The sequence below is a fragment of the Microcella putealis genome (assembly GCF_004216575.1).
Taxonomy (GTDB): domain Bacteria; phylum Actinomycetota; class Actinomycetes; order Actinomycetales; family Microbacteriaceae; genus Microcella; species Microcella putealis.
Map to the genome: position 1 here is coordinate 472,568 of NZ_SGWW01000002.1, position 16,109 is coordinate 488,676.

The window sequence follows — 16,109 nt, forward strand, 5'->3', positions numbered from 1 at the left end:
GAAGCGAGACGAAACGCCTGACTTAAAGTAGCGATTCTTTCACTCGTCGCGCTACCCTGGAGATATCACCGGCCGCGAGAGAGGAACCGCATATGGCGATCCACACCCCGAAGACCCGCGAGGAACTCGCTGGCCACCTATCTCCGAAGCGACTCACCGCCGAGGTATTCGAGCGTGCCGTGTCCGCCGGTGCCGCCGAGAGCCGCACCTACTCCAAGGGTGCACCGAAGTCCGCGCCGAACATGACTCGCTGGTTCCGCACGGTGGAGTTCATGCACGACGAGCTGATGCTGCTGAAGCTTGATTGGAAGCGCTCCGACCCGCAGAATCTTCCGTACTTCTCGCAGGCCGACCTGAACCTTGGGCTCATCGCGAGCAGCGGTGACGAGTTCACAGGCGTGGCTTGGGGTACCCCCAGCACGAAAAACCCGAAGGGCTCCGCGTTTGCGAAGCGCGTCGACGAGAACGGCCAGGGTGCCCTTTTCGCTCAGCAGACAGCCGACGGCGGCGGGATCGACGTGAAGTACCTCTGGATCCTGCTCTACAACGAGCGTGACGGCATGGTCTACCTGGAGCTGTCCCGGCCGAAGTCGATGGCCGGGAAGCAGATCGACAGCTGGCTCGACCGCATCATCTTCCCGCCGTTCGATCTTGCGCTCGGCGCCTTCACGTTTGAAGAGACCGAGGCGGACGACGAGAGCTTCGGCTTCACGATCGCCCGTCGCTGACGGGGCTGGGTTCCCCACAATGAGCAGTACCTTCATCCCGGCGCGCCTGGAGATGGCGCGCGCCATCCGTCAGATGACGGGCGTTGAGTTGGCTGCGGCCGCGGGCATCAGCGCGCCCTGGATCTCGCAGATCGAGAACGTCAAGAAGACCCCGGGCCCGGACCTCATCCGGGAGTTCGCCCGCGTCCTCAACTTCCCCGTCGAGTTCTTTTACCGGCCGGTAAAGAGCCAGCCGCCGCTGGACGCGTTCCACTTTCGCGCGACCTCGAAGCTCGCGAAGAAGGATGAAGCTACGGCGCGTAGTCTCTCGACACTCGCTATCGAGCTCTCGGATTGGATCGAGACGACGTACCACTCGCCCTCGCCGAACGTTCCGGAGCAGCAAGATCTGATCGGGTCAGACGACGAGCTCGCTCCTGAGCAGGCGGCCGAGGCACTGCGCGGCGCATGGGGGCTCGGTGTCGCGCCCATCCCGAACCTGCTGCAGCTCCTGGAGTCGAAGGGGGCGAAGGTCTACTCGGCCGGTGGTCCACTACAGGCCATTGATGCCTTCTCGTTCCGTCACGGAGCTAGGCCCGTCATATTCCTCAATGTTCACAAATCCGCTGAGCGACTTCGGTTCGACCTGGCGCACGAACTGGGCCATCTGGTGATGCATGGTGGGTCACTGAACGTCGAGCCCGGCAAGGAGAAAGAGCAGGCCGCCAACGACTTCGCCAGCTCATTCCTTATGCCGCGTTCCGACGTGATTGGCGCGATTCGAAGCAACAACCTAATGATCGAGGACGTCCTGATGCTGAAGCGCCGCTGGCGCGTCAGCGCGATGGCACTCAACCTTCGCGCGCACCGGCTCGGCGTCATCTCTGACTGGACCTACAGCACGCTCGCCAAGCAGCTCTCGATGGCCGGCTTCCGCCGCGGCGAGCCGGGCTCGGATCTACGCGCCGAGTCGTCGAGCCTGCTCACGCAGGTCATGCGCGATATGCGTAACCATGGCCAGGGGTTCTCAGAACTCGCCCGCCTTCTCGGCGTCCGCGCACAGGATGTTCAAAACCTCATGCTTGGCATCGTGACCTTCGCGATTCAGGGCGACGGGGTTGTGCGATCGAGAAGCACTGCCGATCTGCGGGATGCTTCGCTCGCACCGGTGGCCGATCTCGACGCGCGACGCGGGCGTTCCTAGTTCCGGTTCAGCCCGTGACGTCGGCTGTCCGGCACGTCCTGGAAGTGGCTTTCGGCCGCGTCGATGTCCCATGTCGGAGTGGTTGGAACCTTCTCTCGCTGTCCGCTCACCCCTCCACGGCCAACACGAACATCTTCGATAACGGCAAGCAGCTTGGTGGCAATCAGCCGCTCCTGCTTCGTATCCTCGCGCCGCTTGTTCCGTCGCACCCCCCGGAGGGCGGTGCCGATTCGATGCTGTACGCGACCACGCGAGCGGATGTCGTCCATGGCGGCTACTACGGCCTCGAGAAGGGAATGACCGGCCCTCCGGCGCAGGCGAAGCTCCCCAAGCGTGCCCAGGACGAAGCGGTCGCGGCCCGCCTATGGGAGACCGCAGAACTTCGGACTGGCGCATCCGTTGACGAGTTCGTGAAGTAGTCCGTCGCGATCCCTCGGCGATTCGGGGTCGACCTCCCATGGGGTCGGCTCCGATTCTTCGTTGTGGCAGAAGTTCGCTCTGACGATTAGGCCGGGAGTGGCCAGCCTTCCTTCTTGATGCGGTCGCGCCAGTATGTAGCTGCGTCGGTACCACCTTGCATAGCGACGAACTCACCCGTCCGTTCGGCAAGTGCTGTCTGCGGATCGGTCACGTCGACGAACGATTCCAGTGCGATGTAGAGCGCCGTGCCGCCAAGGAACTCGGCGTAGTCGCGCGCCGATTGCACCACTGCGAACGTGGTCGGATTGCCATGGACGAGGGCATTGCGAATTCGCCAGCGACGGGCTTCGAGCACCTCCCCTTCTGCCTCGTACTCGGCAATCAGGGCGCTATAGGTCGCGTGATCGATGATGCTTGCAAACATGCGCTCGATCCAGGCTCGTTCGTGCTCGAGTCGGCAGAGCGAGATGAAGTCACTCGCCCGATCCCCCAGCATAAGGATCTCGGGCTGCTTCGGATTGCGCGAGAACCACTCCACGATTAGTTCGTGCTGCAGCTCACGGTGTTCGCCGCCGCCGAGCAGGCACATTCCCGCTGCGCGCCGGAGATCGCCGAGCCACCGGGCATGCGCCCACCGCTCACCAATTAGCGAGAAGAGCGCTTTGGGATCCATCGCGGCATGGGCAGATACGTGCTGAACGACGCGGTCGGAGAGCGGGATGACACTGCTGATATCTGCCTCGGAGGGCTTTCGAAGCGCCATGTCACGGCTGAACGGATGATCCAGGGTGGTCTGGACCTCAATCGCGGCAGCGAGGAATCGTGGGAGCTCTTCACGCGCCAAGGCGTCGGCGATCCGCGGGCCATGTTCCTCGATCGCTTCGGACATCATGCCCGCACCGTACGTGTCGTCGGGGAAGCCGGTGTGGTCCCAGACGGCGCGGTGTCCCGAGGAGGTGGGAACTCCGGAAAGAACGACGACGTGCTCCGCAAGCTGCGGGCGGATCCCGCCTGCTCGGTGCAGCGCCACATTGAAGATCACGTCGACGATGGCTATGGCTCGTTCGACGGCGCTGGCGGCCGTTGTGTTGCCGAGGTCGACCCGAATGAGCGTATCGACGTCACGCCTCTCGTCCATCATTTCCGGAACGCGGAAGTTGAAGCCGCCCTTCACGATTTCCCAGAGCTCTTCCTTGTGCGCGAAGTCCTGCCGACCCGGTTCGGCGTTCGGCACCGCCCAGAGCGGCTCGTAGAAGGACACACGTCCTGCGGTGAGCTGCACGTGCGCGCGCCCTTTGTAGCCGAGCCAGACGGCGACCGGTTCGACCGTCGCTGGCGTCGCGATGAACGTGCGCGCCGCGTCGACCCGATCGGAGAGCACGATTGTGCCCTCGCCAAGTGGGATGTCGTCCGAGTCGCGGCCGAACGCCATGACCCCCACGAGCCCACGGAACGCCGATTCAGGCTCGAGGCCCCTGCGTCGCACTTGATCGAATAGCAGGTCGGCGATGGGCGCGTACTCGCGGTGGTGGAGCGTCCGGTCCTGGGCTACGTCGACCAGGTCGTCCCAGCTCGCGCGCACGGCATCATCCGATTCGAGCGCGGTGAGAAGGTCTCGCGCCGAACCGAGGAGTGCGTGCCACTCAGGGGCGATTCGGGTGGCGCCTGGTGGCTCGGTCAAGACCGCATTGCCACTCGCGGACAGCGCAGCGAACGTGGCGCGGAACGATGCCAGGTCGGCGGCGACCTGGGCGCTGAGATGTGCCCCGATGCTCGCGATCGACTGCGCGATGTCTCGGTCGAGCGAGTCGCGGTTGGCGCTCTTCTTCCACGCATCGACGCCGCTCGCCAACTCGATCCACTGCACGATCTCGTCTGCCACCACGGTGAGCGGCAGCACGGTGGAGGAGGTGTGACGGCGGTCGAGCGAGGACACCAGCGACTTGAGCCAGTACGGAGTGTTCTCCGGCCAGTCGTCTCGGACGTTGTAGTCGATCATCATCGGCGGCCTCGGGAGTAGCTCAGGGTCGGGAGGGGTTTCGTCATGTCTGTCTATGACTATGACCGAACTCATCCGCGACGAGAACATCTCGAGCGTCGTGCTTTTCACTGAGAGAGGGGACTGTTCAAATCCGCTACGGATTCGTCCCAGAGGAGAACAACGGCTGCGACCTCGGCGAAGACTTCAGTTGCTCCCCGGCGTTTTTTGGTTGCGGCTATCAGACTTCCTTCAGGCGCCGTTTCAGTGACGGGTCACAAACGTATACAAACGTCCCGCGGATGCCTCTTGTCATCAAAACGGCGTACACATTGCAGATGTAACGCAACAGATCGTCGTCGGTATACGTTCGTCCGAGTGTTGGGTTGTTCTCTTTACCCTTCTTGTCGAAGTAGCTCGCGCGGTCGACAAAGAGCCGACCGTGCTCTTCATCCCAGCGCAGGTCGTTGCCGACGATGACCCCGGCATAGTTGAGGTCATAGCCCTGCACGGTGTGGATCGAACCAACTTCTTCCAGCGAGTTCGGCGACGCGATCCATTCGGTCGCCGTGGTGTTCCACTTAAGTCGGCGACCGTCGAGTTCGATGTCGTGAGCATCGCTGTCGTTCTTGCTCTTCCACTCCCACGCGTAGCCGGCCACGAGCCTCGCGAGGCCGTGTTGCGCATCCCTTTCTCGAATGGCGTCGTGCATCTCTCCTAAGTCATCGAAGAGTTTCAGTTCGTAGTCCCCGAAATCTGGACGAGTGCGCATCGCCCCCTCGCTCAACTGCGGGCTGAATAGTTGGCGCACCCAGGCGATGTAGTCGTCTCCGGCCCGCACTCGTAGTTGAGAGACCAGCGGGTAGTGCCGGCTCTCGTCCTTCGCCTCGTCGACAAGGTTGCGAAGAAGTTCGGGAGGAAGGTCGGCCGGCCGAACGCTCTGCTCGGGGTCGACGAGCAGCACTTGGTGGCGGCTGAGCGCCCGAATCCAGTCGAGTTGCGTCTTGGAGTAGTCGTCCTGGCCGAACAGCTTCACGGTGATGTCGCTGAACTGCTTGTTCTGCACACCTGACGGCTGGTTGGCTCGCTGGTTCAATCGGTGCGCCTCGTCGACGATCAGCAGATCCCAGCGCTCGTCGCTGGCGCCCACCTGGAATGGCGTGAGAACTTGCGACGGAGCAAGGCCCGGTGTGCGCTTGAAGACGCGCTTGATGCTTTTGCGGAGAGATTGTTGCGGTACGACGAGCCCGACCCGGAATTCGCGGAGCAGTTCGCGGTGCCCGTCAGTGAAGAAGTCGGAGAAGATCGAGTCGGCATCGGGCTCGTCGTCGGGCCGGGAGGCGGCGATGTCGGCGAGAAGCTTCATCAGGTAGATGGCGATGACCGTCTTGCCGGTTCCCGGTTCACCCTGAACGACGAGTAGTTCGCCGCGGTCGTGCTCAAGGTCATCGAACAGGCCTTCAACAATGTTCTCGACAGCGACCGCTTGGTCGGTGGTTAGCGCTTTGTACGGCGACAGCTTGAACAGGTCGCTGTTTTCGATTTCGGGGATGCTGCGCGAGAACACGCCTTCCTTAAGCAACTGGTCGAAGACCTGTCGGAAGGACTCGCGATATACGTCGCGCTCGTAGTAGTTGGCGTCGGTGATGCCGTCGTTGCGATTGAGGACGCGGAACGTGCCGTCGCCCGCGAGCAGGCGAATCAGGTGTGATTCGAGATCGAGGCACACAGACTTGTTGAAGCGGTCGTCGAGGACCACCCGGAACTGTGAGAGAAGTCGCTTCTTGTCGGGGTTGTCGAGGTGCTGAAGGATGCGCGCTTCGGCATTCAGGGTTTCGCCGACGTAGACGTCGCGCAGCGCGGTGGAAGTCGCCGCCGGTTTCGCTGAATCGAGGAGGTACACGACCGGCCAGTTCTTGTGTCGCGGGTCCGTTTTGGCCCAGTCACGGACCGCCGACTTGTCGAACGAGATCCGCGGGATTTCAGAGCTGGTCATATTTGTCGCTACGTCCGCGCGATTTTTCGACAGGGTACTTTGCGCGCGATTTCTCAAGTTTGTCGAGCACCAGCTGCTCGGCATCAAGCCCCAGGCGATCTGCGAGCAAAATGCAGTAGCTGAGTACATCGGCGAGTTCGTCGCGGATGGCTTGCTCGTTGCCTTGGGCGTTCCACTGGTAACACTCGAGAAGCTCCCCCGCTTCGATCGCGATGCTCTTCGCAAGGTTCTCGGGTGTATGAAACTGCGCCCAGTCACGCTCTGACACGAAGGCCCGTAGGGCATCGCGAGCGGCGTTGTCGACCATTTCGTCAACGTAGCACGGAGGCCAGCCGGGGCCCGGCCTCGACCTGCGCCCCGAGTGGGGGTCTTACGAGCGCCGCTCGAATTCACCTACGGTCGAAATTATGAGTGCAGCCTCGGGATGGTACGACGACGGTTCAGGACGACGGCGGTGGTGGGACGGTTCGCAATGGACCAGTCACTTCGCCGATCAGCACCCCACGTCTGCGGCTCCTCCGGTAGAGGAGCCCAGAGAAACTGAGACGGTCCGTGCATCGAAGCCCAAGATCACCTTTTTCGGCGGCAAGAAGGCAGCGATCGCGCTTGCATCCGAGAACGAGCGGCTCGAAAAGCTAGTGGCGAAACACGGGCTCATTGAAATCGCCGAGCTTGATCGAGTACACGCGGAGTACCAAGCCCAAGTCGACGCAGAAAAGTCGAACCTGTCTGAATTGCAGTCCCGCGTCGCGTCTACGAAGGCAGAACTTTCCTCGCTCAACGAAGAGATCTTGAGTGCACGGCAAGGGATTGAGCTGCAATCGTTTGGGCTGTACGACTACGAGCATCCCGCCGAGAATTCGACTGCCTTGATGGCGCAACTTGAGTCGGTTCGTTCCCAGATCAAGGCAATGGTGCGCGACAAGCGCGCGACTATTGCGACCACCAGCTTCACGTTCAACAACTCGGCAGCGAAGGGCCGCAAGTTCGTCGCGGACATGTCGAAGCTCTTGCTGAGGGCGTACAACGCCGAAGCCGAGAACTGCGTGAAGAGTGTCAAAGCGGGTGGGATCGCCACGGCGACTAAACGACTCAGCACTGTCGCGGATCAGATCGCTCGGCAAGGGTCAATGATCTCGCTGCAGATCACGTCGGACTACCACGCTTTGCGACTGCAAGAGCTTTCGTTGGCCGCGCAACACCTTCAGGCCGTGCAACGCGAGAAGGAGTTGGAGCGCGCTCATCGCGAAGAGTTGCGTGAGCAGAAGAAGGCCGAGCAGGAGCTGCAGCGTGAGAAGGACAAGCTCGAGAAAGAGCGGGCGCACTATGCGGCCACGCTTGCGGCACTTGAGGCAAACGGTGACGAAGAGGGTGCGGCCCGAGTGCGCGAACGAATCGCCGACGTGGAGAAAGCGATCGTCGATGTCGATTACCGTGCGGCCAATATTCGCGCCGGGTATGTCTACGTCATCTCGAACGTCGGATCGTTCGGTGAAGACGTAGTCAAGATCGGGTTGACGCGGAGACTCGAGCCGATGGATCGCGTCAACGAGCTCGGTGATGCTTCAGTCCCCTTCCGTTTCGACGTTCACGCACTCTTCTTCGCAGACGACGCCGTGGGCATCGAGTCGATGCTTCACAAGCGCTTCGAGCGCCAGAGACTCAACAAGATCAACCTGCGCCGGGAGTATTTCAAGGTCACCCCGGAGCAAGTGCTTGACGCTTTGAAGGAAGAGTCAGTCGAGGTGCTTCAGTACACGGTCGAGCCAGAGGCGCCTGAGTTCAGGGCGAGTTCTGCGCTACTGGAGAAGGAAGCTGTCGGTCAATGAGCGATTCGACTGAGCGGCCTCTACCCAGGGCTGGAGTCTCCGCCCGCGCCGAGCACGAACGCCGCCGCGCCAAGGACGAAGCCGCGACTCGTGCCGCTTGGGGCAAGCTCGGGGGCATCGCCGTCGCTCTGACTCCCGAGCGCAGCAGTACCCGCGTGTGGGCAACGGGTGCGATCGGCGAAGAGGTCGTCGGGGCGAAGCTGGATGCGATTGCCAGCGACCAAATCTGCGTGTTGCATGACCGACGCATCCCGAAATCGAGGGCGAACATCGACCACATCGTGGTGACGCCCGGCGGGGTGTGGGTGATCGACACGAAGCGCTACGTCGACAAGCGCATCGAAAAGCGCGTCGAGGGCGGGTTGTTTAGCCCGCGCGTCGAGAAGCTGTGGGTGGGTGGAGACAACACGAAGCTTGTCGTGGGAATGACGAAGCAGGTCGCGCTCGTCGAGGCCGCGGTGCCAGGCGTTCCGGTGAAGGGCGTGCTGTGCTTCGTCGAGGGCGACTGGGCCTGGTTCGCCGACCCGTTCACGGTTAGCGATGTGCTGGTGCTGTGGCCGAAAATGCTCGTGCAGTTGCTGACAAAAGAGCCGTCGGTCGGGGTCGATGTCGCCGCCGTTCATGATGCGCTCGCAACCACCTTCCGCTCGAGTTAGAACCGCCGCGCACAGGCTCGAGGCGTAGCGTCGACCCATGACCGCGTCGACCGCCGCTACCATCGCGCTCGAGGGCCGCTTCGCCCGCGAGCTGCCCGAGCTTGCCGTGCCGTGGCAGGCCGAGCCGGCGCCGTCGCCCGAACTGCTGGCCCTCAACGAGCCGGTCGCCGCCGGGCTCGGCCTCGACGCGGCCTTCTTGCGATCCGCCGAGGGCGTCGCCTTCCTCACCGGCGCCGCCCTCCCCGACACCGCCACCCCGGTCGCGCAGGCCTACTCAGGCCACCAGTTCGGCGGGTTCAGCCCCCGGCTCGGGGACGGGCGGGCCCTGCTGCTCGGCGAACTGCGCGACCCCGCCGGCTCGACCCACGACCTGCACCTGAAGGGCTCCGGCCCCACCCCGTTCGCCCGCGCCGGCGACGGCCGCGCCGTGCTCGCGCCTATGCTGCGCGAGTTCGTCGTGAGTGAGGGCATGCACGCCCTCGGAATTCCGACGACCCGCTCGCTCGCCGTCGTCGCCACCGGGCGCGTCGTGCAGCGCGAGGTCGAGTTCCCGGGCGCGATTCTTGCCCGCACGGCGAGCAGTCACCTGCGGGTCGGCAGCTTCCAGTTCGCCGCCGCGACCGGAGAGGTCGAGCTGCTGCGCCGCCTCGCCGACCACGCAATCGACCGGCACTATGCGCACGCGGCGTCAGCCGAGCATCCGTATCTGGCGCTGTTTGAATCGGTGGTGAAGGCGCAGGCGAGCCTCGTCGCGCAGTGGATGCTCGTCGGCTTCGTGCACGGCGTCATGAACACCGACAACGTGACCATCTCGGGCGAGACGATCGACTACGGTCCGTGCGCCTTCGTCGACGCGTTCGACCACGCCGCCGTGTTCAGCTCGATCGACGGGGGCGGCCGCTACGCCTACGGCAACCAGCCTGTCATCACCGAGTGGAACCTGGCGCGCTTCGCCGAAACCCTGCTGCCCCTCATCGACGACGACGCCGACCGCGCCGTCGAGCGGGCGACGGAGGCGCTCGGCGAGTACCGCGCGCACTACAGCGAGGCGTGGGTTGCGGGGATGCGCGCCAAGCTCGGTCTCGGAGGCTCGGTTTCCGACGAGGCCGTCGCCCCGCTCGCCACCGAGCTGCTGAACCTGCTGCACGAGCACCGGGTCGACTTCACGGCGTTCTTCCGGGGGTTGGCGGGGGTTGCTCGTGGTGGGGTTCGGGCACGCGGTGTCGCGCGGCCGGCGGCGTTCGATGTGGCGGCGATCGGGGACTGGGCGGCGCGTTGGCTGGAGCTTGTGCCCGACGCCGATGCGATGGACCGCGTGAACCCGGTCTACATTCCGCGCAACCACCTGGTCGAGGAGGCGCTCACCGCGGCGACGGCGGGGGACATGGCGCCGTTCGACGCGCTGGTTGGGGTGGTGAGGCGACCCTTCGAGGAGCGGCCGGGGCTTGAGCGGTACGCGGTGGGTGCGCCCGAGCAGTCGGAGCCGTACACGACGTACTGCGGCACCTAGGCCCGACGTTTTTTGGGGCTAGCTATCGCTGGCCTCTTGAGCGGATTCGGAGATTGCGGGCTTCAGCAACTGCGCGGGGAAAATGTCGATGTCGTCGCGGCCGAAGAGCGTGCGAGTCTCTTCCATGAGCCCGGATGCGCGCATCAGCAGGTTGCCGTCCGCAGGATCCATGGTGACGACGATGTCGATATCACTGTCGGGCCCGGCGTCGCCACGAGCAACCGACCCGAAGAGCCTCGGTTGGCTCGCGTTGTACTTCGCCAAGAGTGCGTCGAACTCACGCCGACGCGCGCTGAGCAACTCGCGCAGGGCGAGTGTCTCAGACGAAGCGGCGGCAATGGCCATGCGTTGAGGATACCGGCGGAGCCCGCGTCAGGCATGTGCCAGAGGCGCCGTCCTTAGCTGGCCCCTACCCTGGGGCGGTGGACGAACGTGGCAAGAGCAGTGACAGCGCCGACCAGCCGCGGCGAAAGAATCGGTCGATCCTGAAGATCGCCGACGGGGTGCTGCGCGGCACCGCAGCCCCCACCCAAGTGCTGTCGGTCGCCGGCACGGAGGGGCAGCAGTCGCAGCGCCACGTGCGCCTCGTCACCGACCTGTGCCTGCGCGTGGGGGAGTCGATGCTCGCCACGGGGGCGTCGGCCGCCGACGTGGTCGCGATGGTGCTGCGGCTGAGCAGCGCGTACGGGGTCGACGGCATGCACGTCGACATCACGTTCACCTCGATCACCGTCTCGGTGCATCGCGGCATGAACGAAGACCCCATGTCGGTCATGCGCATCGTGCAGGTGCGCACCACCGACTACACGCGCCTGCAGAACGTTTACCTGCTCATTGAGGAGATCATCGAGGGCGGCGGCCAGCTCACGGTCGAGCAGGCGCGCCAGCGCCTCACCACGATTTTGACGAGCCCCCACCCCTATCGCCGCTGGGTGGTCACCCTCGGTAAGGCGATTCTGACGGGCGGAGTGGTGGTGCTGTTCGACGTCGGCCTCGTGCTGGCGCTCGTCGCCGCGGTGGCTGCCGTGGTCTCTGACCTGATCACCCGCCAGTTGGGCAAGTGGTCGGTGCCGGGCTTCTTCGCCCAGATGACCGCCGCGATGGCGACGACCTGCATCGCCGTCGTTCTCTTCTGGCTGCGATCGGTGGGCATCGAGGTGCCGGGGTCGGAGGCCCCCACGGTCATCGTCATCGCCGGAATCGTCATGCTGCTGTCGGGCCTCGGGCTCACGTCGGCCGCGCGCGACGCGATCGACGGGTACTACGTCACCGCGACGGCGCGCGGTACGGAGGTCTTCATGCTCACGCTGGGCCTCGCCGTCGGCATCTCGGCGGTGCTGGGCATCGCGCTGCGGCTGGGCATTCCGGTCGACATCGCGACCTCGCTCGGCGACGGAATCGGCCTCGTGTCGGGGGTCGCCGGGGCGGCATTGATCGGATGCGGTTTCGCGCTCACGTCGTACGTGCGGTTGCGCTTGGTGCCGCTCATGGCGGCCGCGACCGCCGCCGTCATGGCGCTGTTCCTGCTGGTCTCGCCGTACGTCGCGCAGCCGGGGCTCGCGCCGGGCATCGCCGCGGTCGCTGCGGGAGTCATCGGCTACCTCACCTACCGCTGGCTGAAGGTGCCGGAGGGCGCGACGACGACGGCGGCCATCATCGGGCTGATCCCGGGCCTCGCCGTGTACCGCGCGCTGTACGTGCTGGTCGATTCGAGTGCCGGCGTATTGGAGGCGCTGCCCGCGGCGGTCGACGCGCTCGCCACGGGAATTGGCCTCGCCGCCGGCACGGCGATCGGCGTATTCCTGGCCCGCCGCATCTTTGGCCTCGATCGGCAGGCGATGATCGCCGCTCGACGGGCGCGCGGGGCGCGATAGCGCGGCATCATCTGTGTGAACGTACGGCAATATGCCGTACATTTCACTGCATGAGTTCTCGCACTAGTGACCGGGTCGAGTTTCGGCTGCCTGCTCAGCAAAAGGGAGAGCTGGAGGCCGCATCGGACGCGCTGGGGCTGACGACGTCGGCCTTCGTCAAGCAGGCCGCGCTCGAGGCGGCGCGGCGCGTGCTGACCGAAGAGCGTCAGGTCAGGCTCTCAGAGGATGCGTGGGCGAAGTTCGTCGATGCCGTCGACAAGCCCGGCACCGTCAACGCCGGCCTCGCCGAGCTGCTGTCGCGCCCTTCGCGCTTCTCGACCGAGTGACCTCGTACACACCGCCTCGCGCGCTTACCCGCAGAGACAAGGTCGGGAAGTTTGACTGCGGCGTCGACTCGCTCAACTCGTGGTTCCGCACCCTCGCGCTTCGCAACCAAGAATCAGGGGCCTCGCGAACATTCATCACCCTCGACGGTGAGGGGCGAATCGCCGGGTTTTACTCGCTCTCGTCATTCTCTATCGTCAAAGCCGAGGTGGGGAACGCTGGGTTGGGCATGCCCGACCCCACCCCGGCGACGTTGATTGGGCGGCTCGCCGTTCACGTCGACCACCGCGGCCAGGGCCTCGGGGTGTCGCTGCTGCGGGACACGGTCGAGCGGGCCATTCGCGTGTCACTTGAGATCGGAAGCGCGGCGATCATCGCGCACGACCGGGACGAGTCGGTCGTCAGCTTCTATGAGCAGTTCGGATTCGCGCGTCTCGGTGGCGACCGGAAAACCCTGATGATTCCGATGGGGGATGCGGTCGCGACCATTCGGTCGCTTGAGACCGAGTCCTGACAGCCTCGGGCGACGTGCGCCGACACAACCGCCGGCAGCTACGCGGTCGCACCCGCCGCCTTCCGCGGCCCACGCCAGCCGACGGCGAGCGCGAGCCAGCCGCCGGCGATGCCCGCCAGCGCTCCGATGCCCGAGATGGCGAGGCGCGGGTCGTCGGCGGGCAGCTCGAGGGTGATCCAGACGAACAGCACGACGGCGCTCACGCCGAGGGCGGGTGCAAGCCACCGCAGCACGTCGCGGGCGAGGCCTTCTGCGACGTCGCCACTGGGGCGGCGCGGCGCGCCCACCGCGCACAGGCCGCCGAGCGCCAGCCCGAGGACGCCGATGCCGATTGCCACCGCGGGCGGGGTGACCTCGGCGAGCGTCTGCGCCCGCAGGGCGCCCTCGTCGGGGCCGGTGAAGGTGCCCGCCGGGAAGTCGAGCAGCACGCCGCTGTACGGCCGGTCGACGGCCCACGGGGTGCCGCCGTCGGCGTCGGTGCCGAGGCTCAGCGTGTACGTCTCGAGCCCGCCGCCGGCCGGCTCGACTCGCTCGGTGTAGGCGCCGTCGGCGAGATCGACGGGCACCTCACCGAAGGGGTAGGCGTCGATCATCCAGTCGTCGGCGCGGTCGGCCGTGTCGGGGTCGCGGTAGTCCCACCCGGCGACGATCGCGTCGTCGAGCAGCGCCGGGTCGGCGGTCATCGAGAAGGTGAACGGCTCGACGACGCGGTCATCGCCGCCGAAGCGTGAGCGCCAGCCGTCGAGCAGCGCCACCCAGTGCACGCGGTCGACCGTCTCGCCGTTCTGCCCGCGCACGGCCGCGACCGCTGCCGAGGCGAGCGTGTACTCGACGGTGAGGGTGTGCTCGCCGTCGAGTGGCTCAGCCATGGTCGTGCGCACGAGTTGCGTGTCGCCCTCGCGCTCGACGACGTGCGACACGTCGCGGCCGTCGAGCCGCACGTCGCCGATCGTGAGCCCCAGGCTCTGCCCGGTCACGCGGTCCGCCCACTGGCGAATCACCTGGCCGGGCTGTGAGGTGTTGCCGTCCATCAGCAGGCCGACCGTTTCGGTGACCGCGATCACGGCGCGACCATCGTCGGATCGGGTGAGTACGGCATCCGCCTCGAATGATTCGATTTCGGTGCCGTAGGTACCGAAGTCGTACGTATAGGCGGCGTAGTCGTTGCCGGCGATCGACGGGCTCGGAATCAGGGTGACGGTCAGCGCCGTGCCGACGAGGGCGAGCAGGGCGAGCGCGCGCACGGCGAGGCGCGGCGCGGTCAGGAAGTCGGGGGTGCGCCACGCGCTCGGGTCGCGGTCGTGGCCGAGCTCGGCCTCGACCTGCTCGGCGATGGCGCTACCGGCGTCGCGCGCATCGGTGAGCAGCACGGCGTGAGCGAGCGCGGGGTCGCGCAGGGGGGTGCGGGCAAACAGCTGCGTGCGCTCGGCGTAGAGGTGCACGCCCTGCAGGTGCTGCCGCAGCACGGCGCCCTCGGTGGTCAGCGGATGCGCGGTGTACGCCAGCGCGACGATGATCGCCGCGAGCACGGTCGAGCCCGCAACGAAGGCGGCCGGCCACCACACGACGGCGAGCGGCACCTGGTACGACAGCTGCCGCACCACGCCCCACTGCACGATCGTGAGAGCGATGGGCGCCCAGATGAAGGCGTCGCGCACGAAACCGTGGGGGATGCGCCGCAAGCCCCGCGCATACTGCTCGCGGCTCTCGGCGAGGGTGAGGCTCGCGTAGCGGCGCAGCGCCCGGGGCAGATCGCCGAGACGGCCGGCGCGGCGGGCGGCGTGGCCGACGTGCTCGAGGGAGGCGCGGCGCGTGGCCGCGGGGGTGCGCCGGCGCAAGGTGGCGTGATGTTCGAGCTTTTCAGCGAGTTCGAGACCGCGCCGCGATCTCAGGATGCGCGCGGCCAGGCGCACGGAGACGTCGTCGGGCGGCTCTGACTGGGCGACGTACCAGGGGCGGCCGCGCGCGTCGCTCCAGGCGACGGCGCGGGCGGCGATAGCGAACAGCAGGGTGAGGGCGAGCAGTACGAGCGGGGCGAGCGGGCCCCACGTCTGCACCCAGAACCAGGTCGACGGCGGCGGCAGCTCGACGGTGCCCGGCTCGAGCACGACCGTGAACCAGGCGTTCGCGTTCGGGGGAATGTTCTGGTCGTTCGTCAGCTCGTACACTGAGCGCCCGGCGGGGGAGTCGGGTTCGGGCTCAAGCCACGACGAGGCGGCGAGTAAGGTCCACGCGAGGCCGCCACGCGGGTCGCGCACGAGGTTGTCGGTGAGCGCGTCAGAGAGGTCGAGGCGCATCGAGAAGTTGGTGAACGCGCTACCGAAGTTGGGGCCGAGAACATCCCACTCGAGCAGCTGTACGGGCTCGCCGCTCGCCTCGTCGATCGCGTCGGCGGCGAGGTGCTGCAGCGTGTAGCGCAGCACGAACTCGTGGTCGCCCGTGAGGCGCTCGCCGGCGTCGAGGGTGAGCGTGAGCTCGGTGGGGGTCTCGACCGCGCGCGGCTCAAGAGGTTCGCCGTTCAGCGTCGCCTCGATGTCGCTCGGGTTGAGCTCATTGCCCTGGTACTGGGTGACCAGCAGGCGCTCAATGCCCGAGGCGTCGACGTCGTCGGGGAAGAACGCCGTGATGCGCTCCTCGACCCGGGTGACGAGGGTGCCGTCGTCGGCAATGTCGACCGTGTACTCGACGGCGAGGTCGCGGGCGATCCAGCGGTCGGTCGCCGTGTCGGCAGACGAGAGGATGTCGTCGAGCGTCATCGGCTTGTTGATGACCGGCCCAACCAGCAGGAAGATGCCGATGGCGGCGACGAGCATCCAGAACCCACGAATCGTGTAGCGCAGCGGTTCGCCGCCGTGCGAGCGCAACCAGCCCTCGAGGCTCAGCAAGAAGGCCGACAGCGCGGCCCAGAGGGGGGTGTGCCGGGGCGGGTCGACCGTCACGCTGCCGGCGGGTGGGGTGGCCGGGTCGGTCAAATCGGTGCCGGTCAGATCAGCGCCGGTTACATCACTGGTGGTCTCGTCTCGCCCGGCGTCAGTCACAGCGGCTGAGTCTAGAAGTTTCGTCGACTGTGCGGGGTGCGGCGCGCACGGGCCCGGCG

Annotated in this window: 14 protein-coding genes; 9 read left to right on the forward strand and 5 right to left on the reverse strand. The window is 65.9% G+C overall.

Annotation, left to right across the window (positions count from 1 at the left end; translation table 11 throughout):
• Positions 1 to 92: 92 nt before the first annotated feature.
• The 3 genes from EV141_RS07180 to EV141_RS07190 are packed head-to-tail and all read left to right on the forward strand — an operon-like array spanning position 93 to position 2,330.
• Positions 93 to 728: a hypothetical protein gene (locus tag EV141_RS07180; protein ID WP_130485261.1), complete on the forward strand. Its 636-nt coding sequence runs from the start codon at positions 93 to 95 to the stop codon at positions 726 to 728.
• Positions 729 to 747: 19 nt separating this feature from the next.
• A complete protein-coding gene (locus EV141_RS07185) occupies positions 748 to 1,911 on the forward strand; it encodes a helix-turn-helix domain-containing protein (protein ID WP_130485262.1) in 1,164 nt (387 codons plus the stop codon).
• A 14-nt stretch (positions 1,912 to 1,925) separates the two neighbouring features.
• Positions 1,926 to 2,330 carry a Rossmann-fold NAD(P)-binding domain-containing protein gene (locus EV141_RS07190; RefSeq protein WP_130485263.1) on the forward strand — a complete coding sequence of 135 codons (405 nt, stop codon included), beginning with the start codon at positions 1,926 to 1,928 and terminating at the stop codon, positions 2,328 to 2,330.
• Positions 2,331 to 2,416: 86 nt separating this feature from the next.
• Here EV141_RS07190 and EV141_RS07195 read toward each other — a convergent pair whose 3' ends face one another.
• From EV141_RS07195 to EV141_RS07205, 3 genes are all read right to left on the reverse strand, one after another.
• Positions 2,417 to 4,330 (reverse strand): hypothetical protein, encoded by a 1,914-nt coding sequence (locus tag EV141_RS07195; protein ID WP_241969149.1) that lies wholly within the window; start codon positions 4,328 to 4,330, stop codon positions 2,417 to 2,419.
• Positions 4,331 to 4,550: 220 nt separating this feature from the next.
• Positions 4,551 to 6,305: a DUF2075 domain-containing protein gene (locus tag EV141_RS07200; RefSeq protein ID WP_130485265.1), complete on the reverse strand. Its 1,755-nt coding sequence runs from the start codon at positions 6,303 to 6,305 to the stop codon at positions 4,551 to 4,553.
• Positions 6,292 to 6,612 (reverse strand): nucleotide pyrophosphohydrolase, encoded by a 321-nt coding sequence (locus EV141_RS07205; RefSeq protein WP_130485266.1) that lies wholly within the window; start codon positions 6,610 to 6,612, stop codon positions 6,292 to 6,294. Before EV141_RS07205 ends, EV141_RS07200 begins: the two co-directional genes overlap by 14 nt.
• Before the next feature lie 100 nt (positions 6,613 to 6,712).
• Here EV141_RS07205 and EV141_RS07210 point away from each other — a divergent pair, with 100 nt between their 5' ends.
• Genes EV141_RS07210 through EV141_RS07220 form a run of 3 tightly spaced genes read left to right on the forward strand, consistent with a single transcriptional unit; the run spans position 6,713 to position 10,300 of the window.
• Entirely contained in the window at positions 6,713 to 8,134 is a 1,422-nt protein-coding gene (locus EV141_RS07210; RefSeq protein ID WP_130485267.1) for an SNIPE associated domain-containing protein, read from the forward strand.
• Positions 8,131 to 8,790, forward strand: coding sequence for a nuclease-related domain-containing protein (locus EV141_RS07215; RefSeq protein ID WP_130485268.1), 660 nt, complete (start codon positions 8,131 to 8,133; stop codon positions 8,788 to 8,790). The genes EV141_RS07210 and EV141_RS07215 overlap by 4 nt, the downstream gene beginning before the upstream one ends.
• Positions 8,791 to 8,827: 37 nt before the next feature.
• Entirely contained in the window at positions 8,828 to 10,300 is a 1,473-nt protein-coding gene (locus EV141_RS07220) for a protein adenylyltransferase SelO (protein ID WP_130485269.1), read from the forward strand.
• An 18-nt stretch (positions 10,301 to 10,318) separates the two neighbouring features.
• On the opposite strand, the gene EV141_RS07225 is transcribed toward EV141_RS07220, so the two are convergent.
• Positions 10,319 to 10,645: a nucleotidyltransferase family protein gene (locus EV141_RS07225; protein ID WP_130485270.1), complete on the reverse strand. Its 327-nt coding sequence runs from the start codon at positions 10,643 to 10,645 to the stop codon at positions 10,319 to 10,321.
• 77 nt (positions 10,646 to 10,722) lie between these two features.
• Here EV141_RS07225 and EV141_RS07230 point away from each other — a divergent pair, with 77 nt between their 5' ends.
• The 3 genes from EV141_RS07230 to EV141_RS07240 are packed head-to-tail and all read left to right on the forward strand — an operon-like array spanning position 10,723 to position 13,012.
• On the forward strand, positions 10,723 to 12,174 hold the full coding sequence (locus EV141_RS07230) for a threonine/serine exporter family protein (protein ID WP_241969150.1): 1,452 nt from the start codon (positions 10,723 to 10,725) through the stop codon (positions 12,172 to 12,174).
• A 50-nt stretch (positions 12,175 to 12,224) separates the two neighbouring features.
• Positions 12,225 to 12,500 carry a type II toxin-antitoxin system TacA family antitoxin gene (locus tag EV141_RS07235; RefSeq protein ID WP_130485271.1) on the forward strand — a complete coding sequence of 92 codons (276 nt, stop codon included), beginning with the start codon at positions 12,225 to 12,227 and terminating at the stop codon, positions 12,498 to 12,500.
• Positions 12,497 to 13,012: a GNAT family N-acetyltransferase gene (locus tag EV141_RS07240; RefSeq protein ID WP_157985526.1), complete on the forward strand. Its 516-nt coding sequence runs from the start codon at positions 12,497 to 12,499 to the stop codon at positions 13,010 to 13,012. Before EV141_RS07235 ends, EV141_RS07240 begins: the two co-directional genes overlap by 4 nt.
• 38 nt (positions 13,013 to 13,050) lie before the next feature.
• Here the strand turns inward: EV141_RS07240 and EV141_RS07245 are convergent, their stop codons facing one another.
• Complete coding sequence (locus EV141_RS07245) at positions 13,051 to 16,050, reverse strand: hypothetical protein (RefSeq protein ID WP_130485273.1); 3,000 nt, start codon at positions 16,048 to 16,050, stop codon at positions 13,051 to 13,053.
• Positions 16,051 to 16,109 lie beyond the last annotated feature (59 nt).

What these genes read in the sequence shown, in the direction of transcription:
- EV141_RS07210 (WP_130485267.1), top strand. Translation starts at nt 6,713, where the DNA reads ATGAGTGCAGCCTCGGGATGGTACGACGACGGTTCAGGACGACGGCGG.
- EV141_RS07185 (WP_130485262.1), top strand. Translation starts at nt 748, where the DNA reads ATGAGCAGTACCTTCATCCCGGCGCGCCTGGAGATGGCGCGCGCCATC.
- EV141_RS07195 (WP_241969149.1), bottom strand. Translation starts at nt 4,330, where the DNA reads ATGATCGACTACAACGTCCGAGACGACTGGCCGGAGAACACTCCGTAC.
- EV141_RS07220 (WP_130485269.1), top strand. Translation starts at nt 8,828, where the DNA reads ATGACCGCGTCGACCGCCGCTACCATCGCGCTCGAGGGCCGCTTCGCC.
- EV141_RS07200 (WP_130485265.1), bottom strand. Translation starts at nt 6,305, where the DNA reads ATGACCAGCTCTGAAATCCCGCGGATCTCGTTCGACAAGTCGGCGGTC.
- EV141_RS07225 (WP_130485270.1), bottom strand. Translation starts at nt 10,645, where the DNA reads ATGGCCATTGCCGCCGCTTCGTCTGAGACACTCGCCCTGCGCGAGTTG.
- EV141_RS07215 (WP_130485268.1), top strand. Translation starts at nt 8,131, where the DNA reads ATGAGCGATTCGACTGAGCGGCCTCTACCCAGGGCTGGAGTCTCCGCC.
- EV141_RS07235 (WP_130485271.1), top strand. Translation starts at nt 12,225, where the DNA reads ATGAGTTCTCGCACTAGTGACCGGGTCGAGTTTCGGCTGCCTGCTCAG.
- EV141_RS07180 (WP_130485261.1), top strand. Translation starts at nt 93, where the DNA reads ATGGCGATCCACACCCCGAAGACCCGCGAGGAACTCGCTGGCCACCTA.
- EV141_RS07205 (WP_130485266.1), bottom strand. Translation starts at nt 6,612, where the DNA reads ATGGTCGACAACGCCGCTCGCGATGCCCTACGGGCCTTCGTGTCAGAG.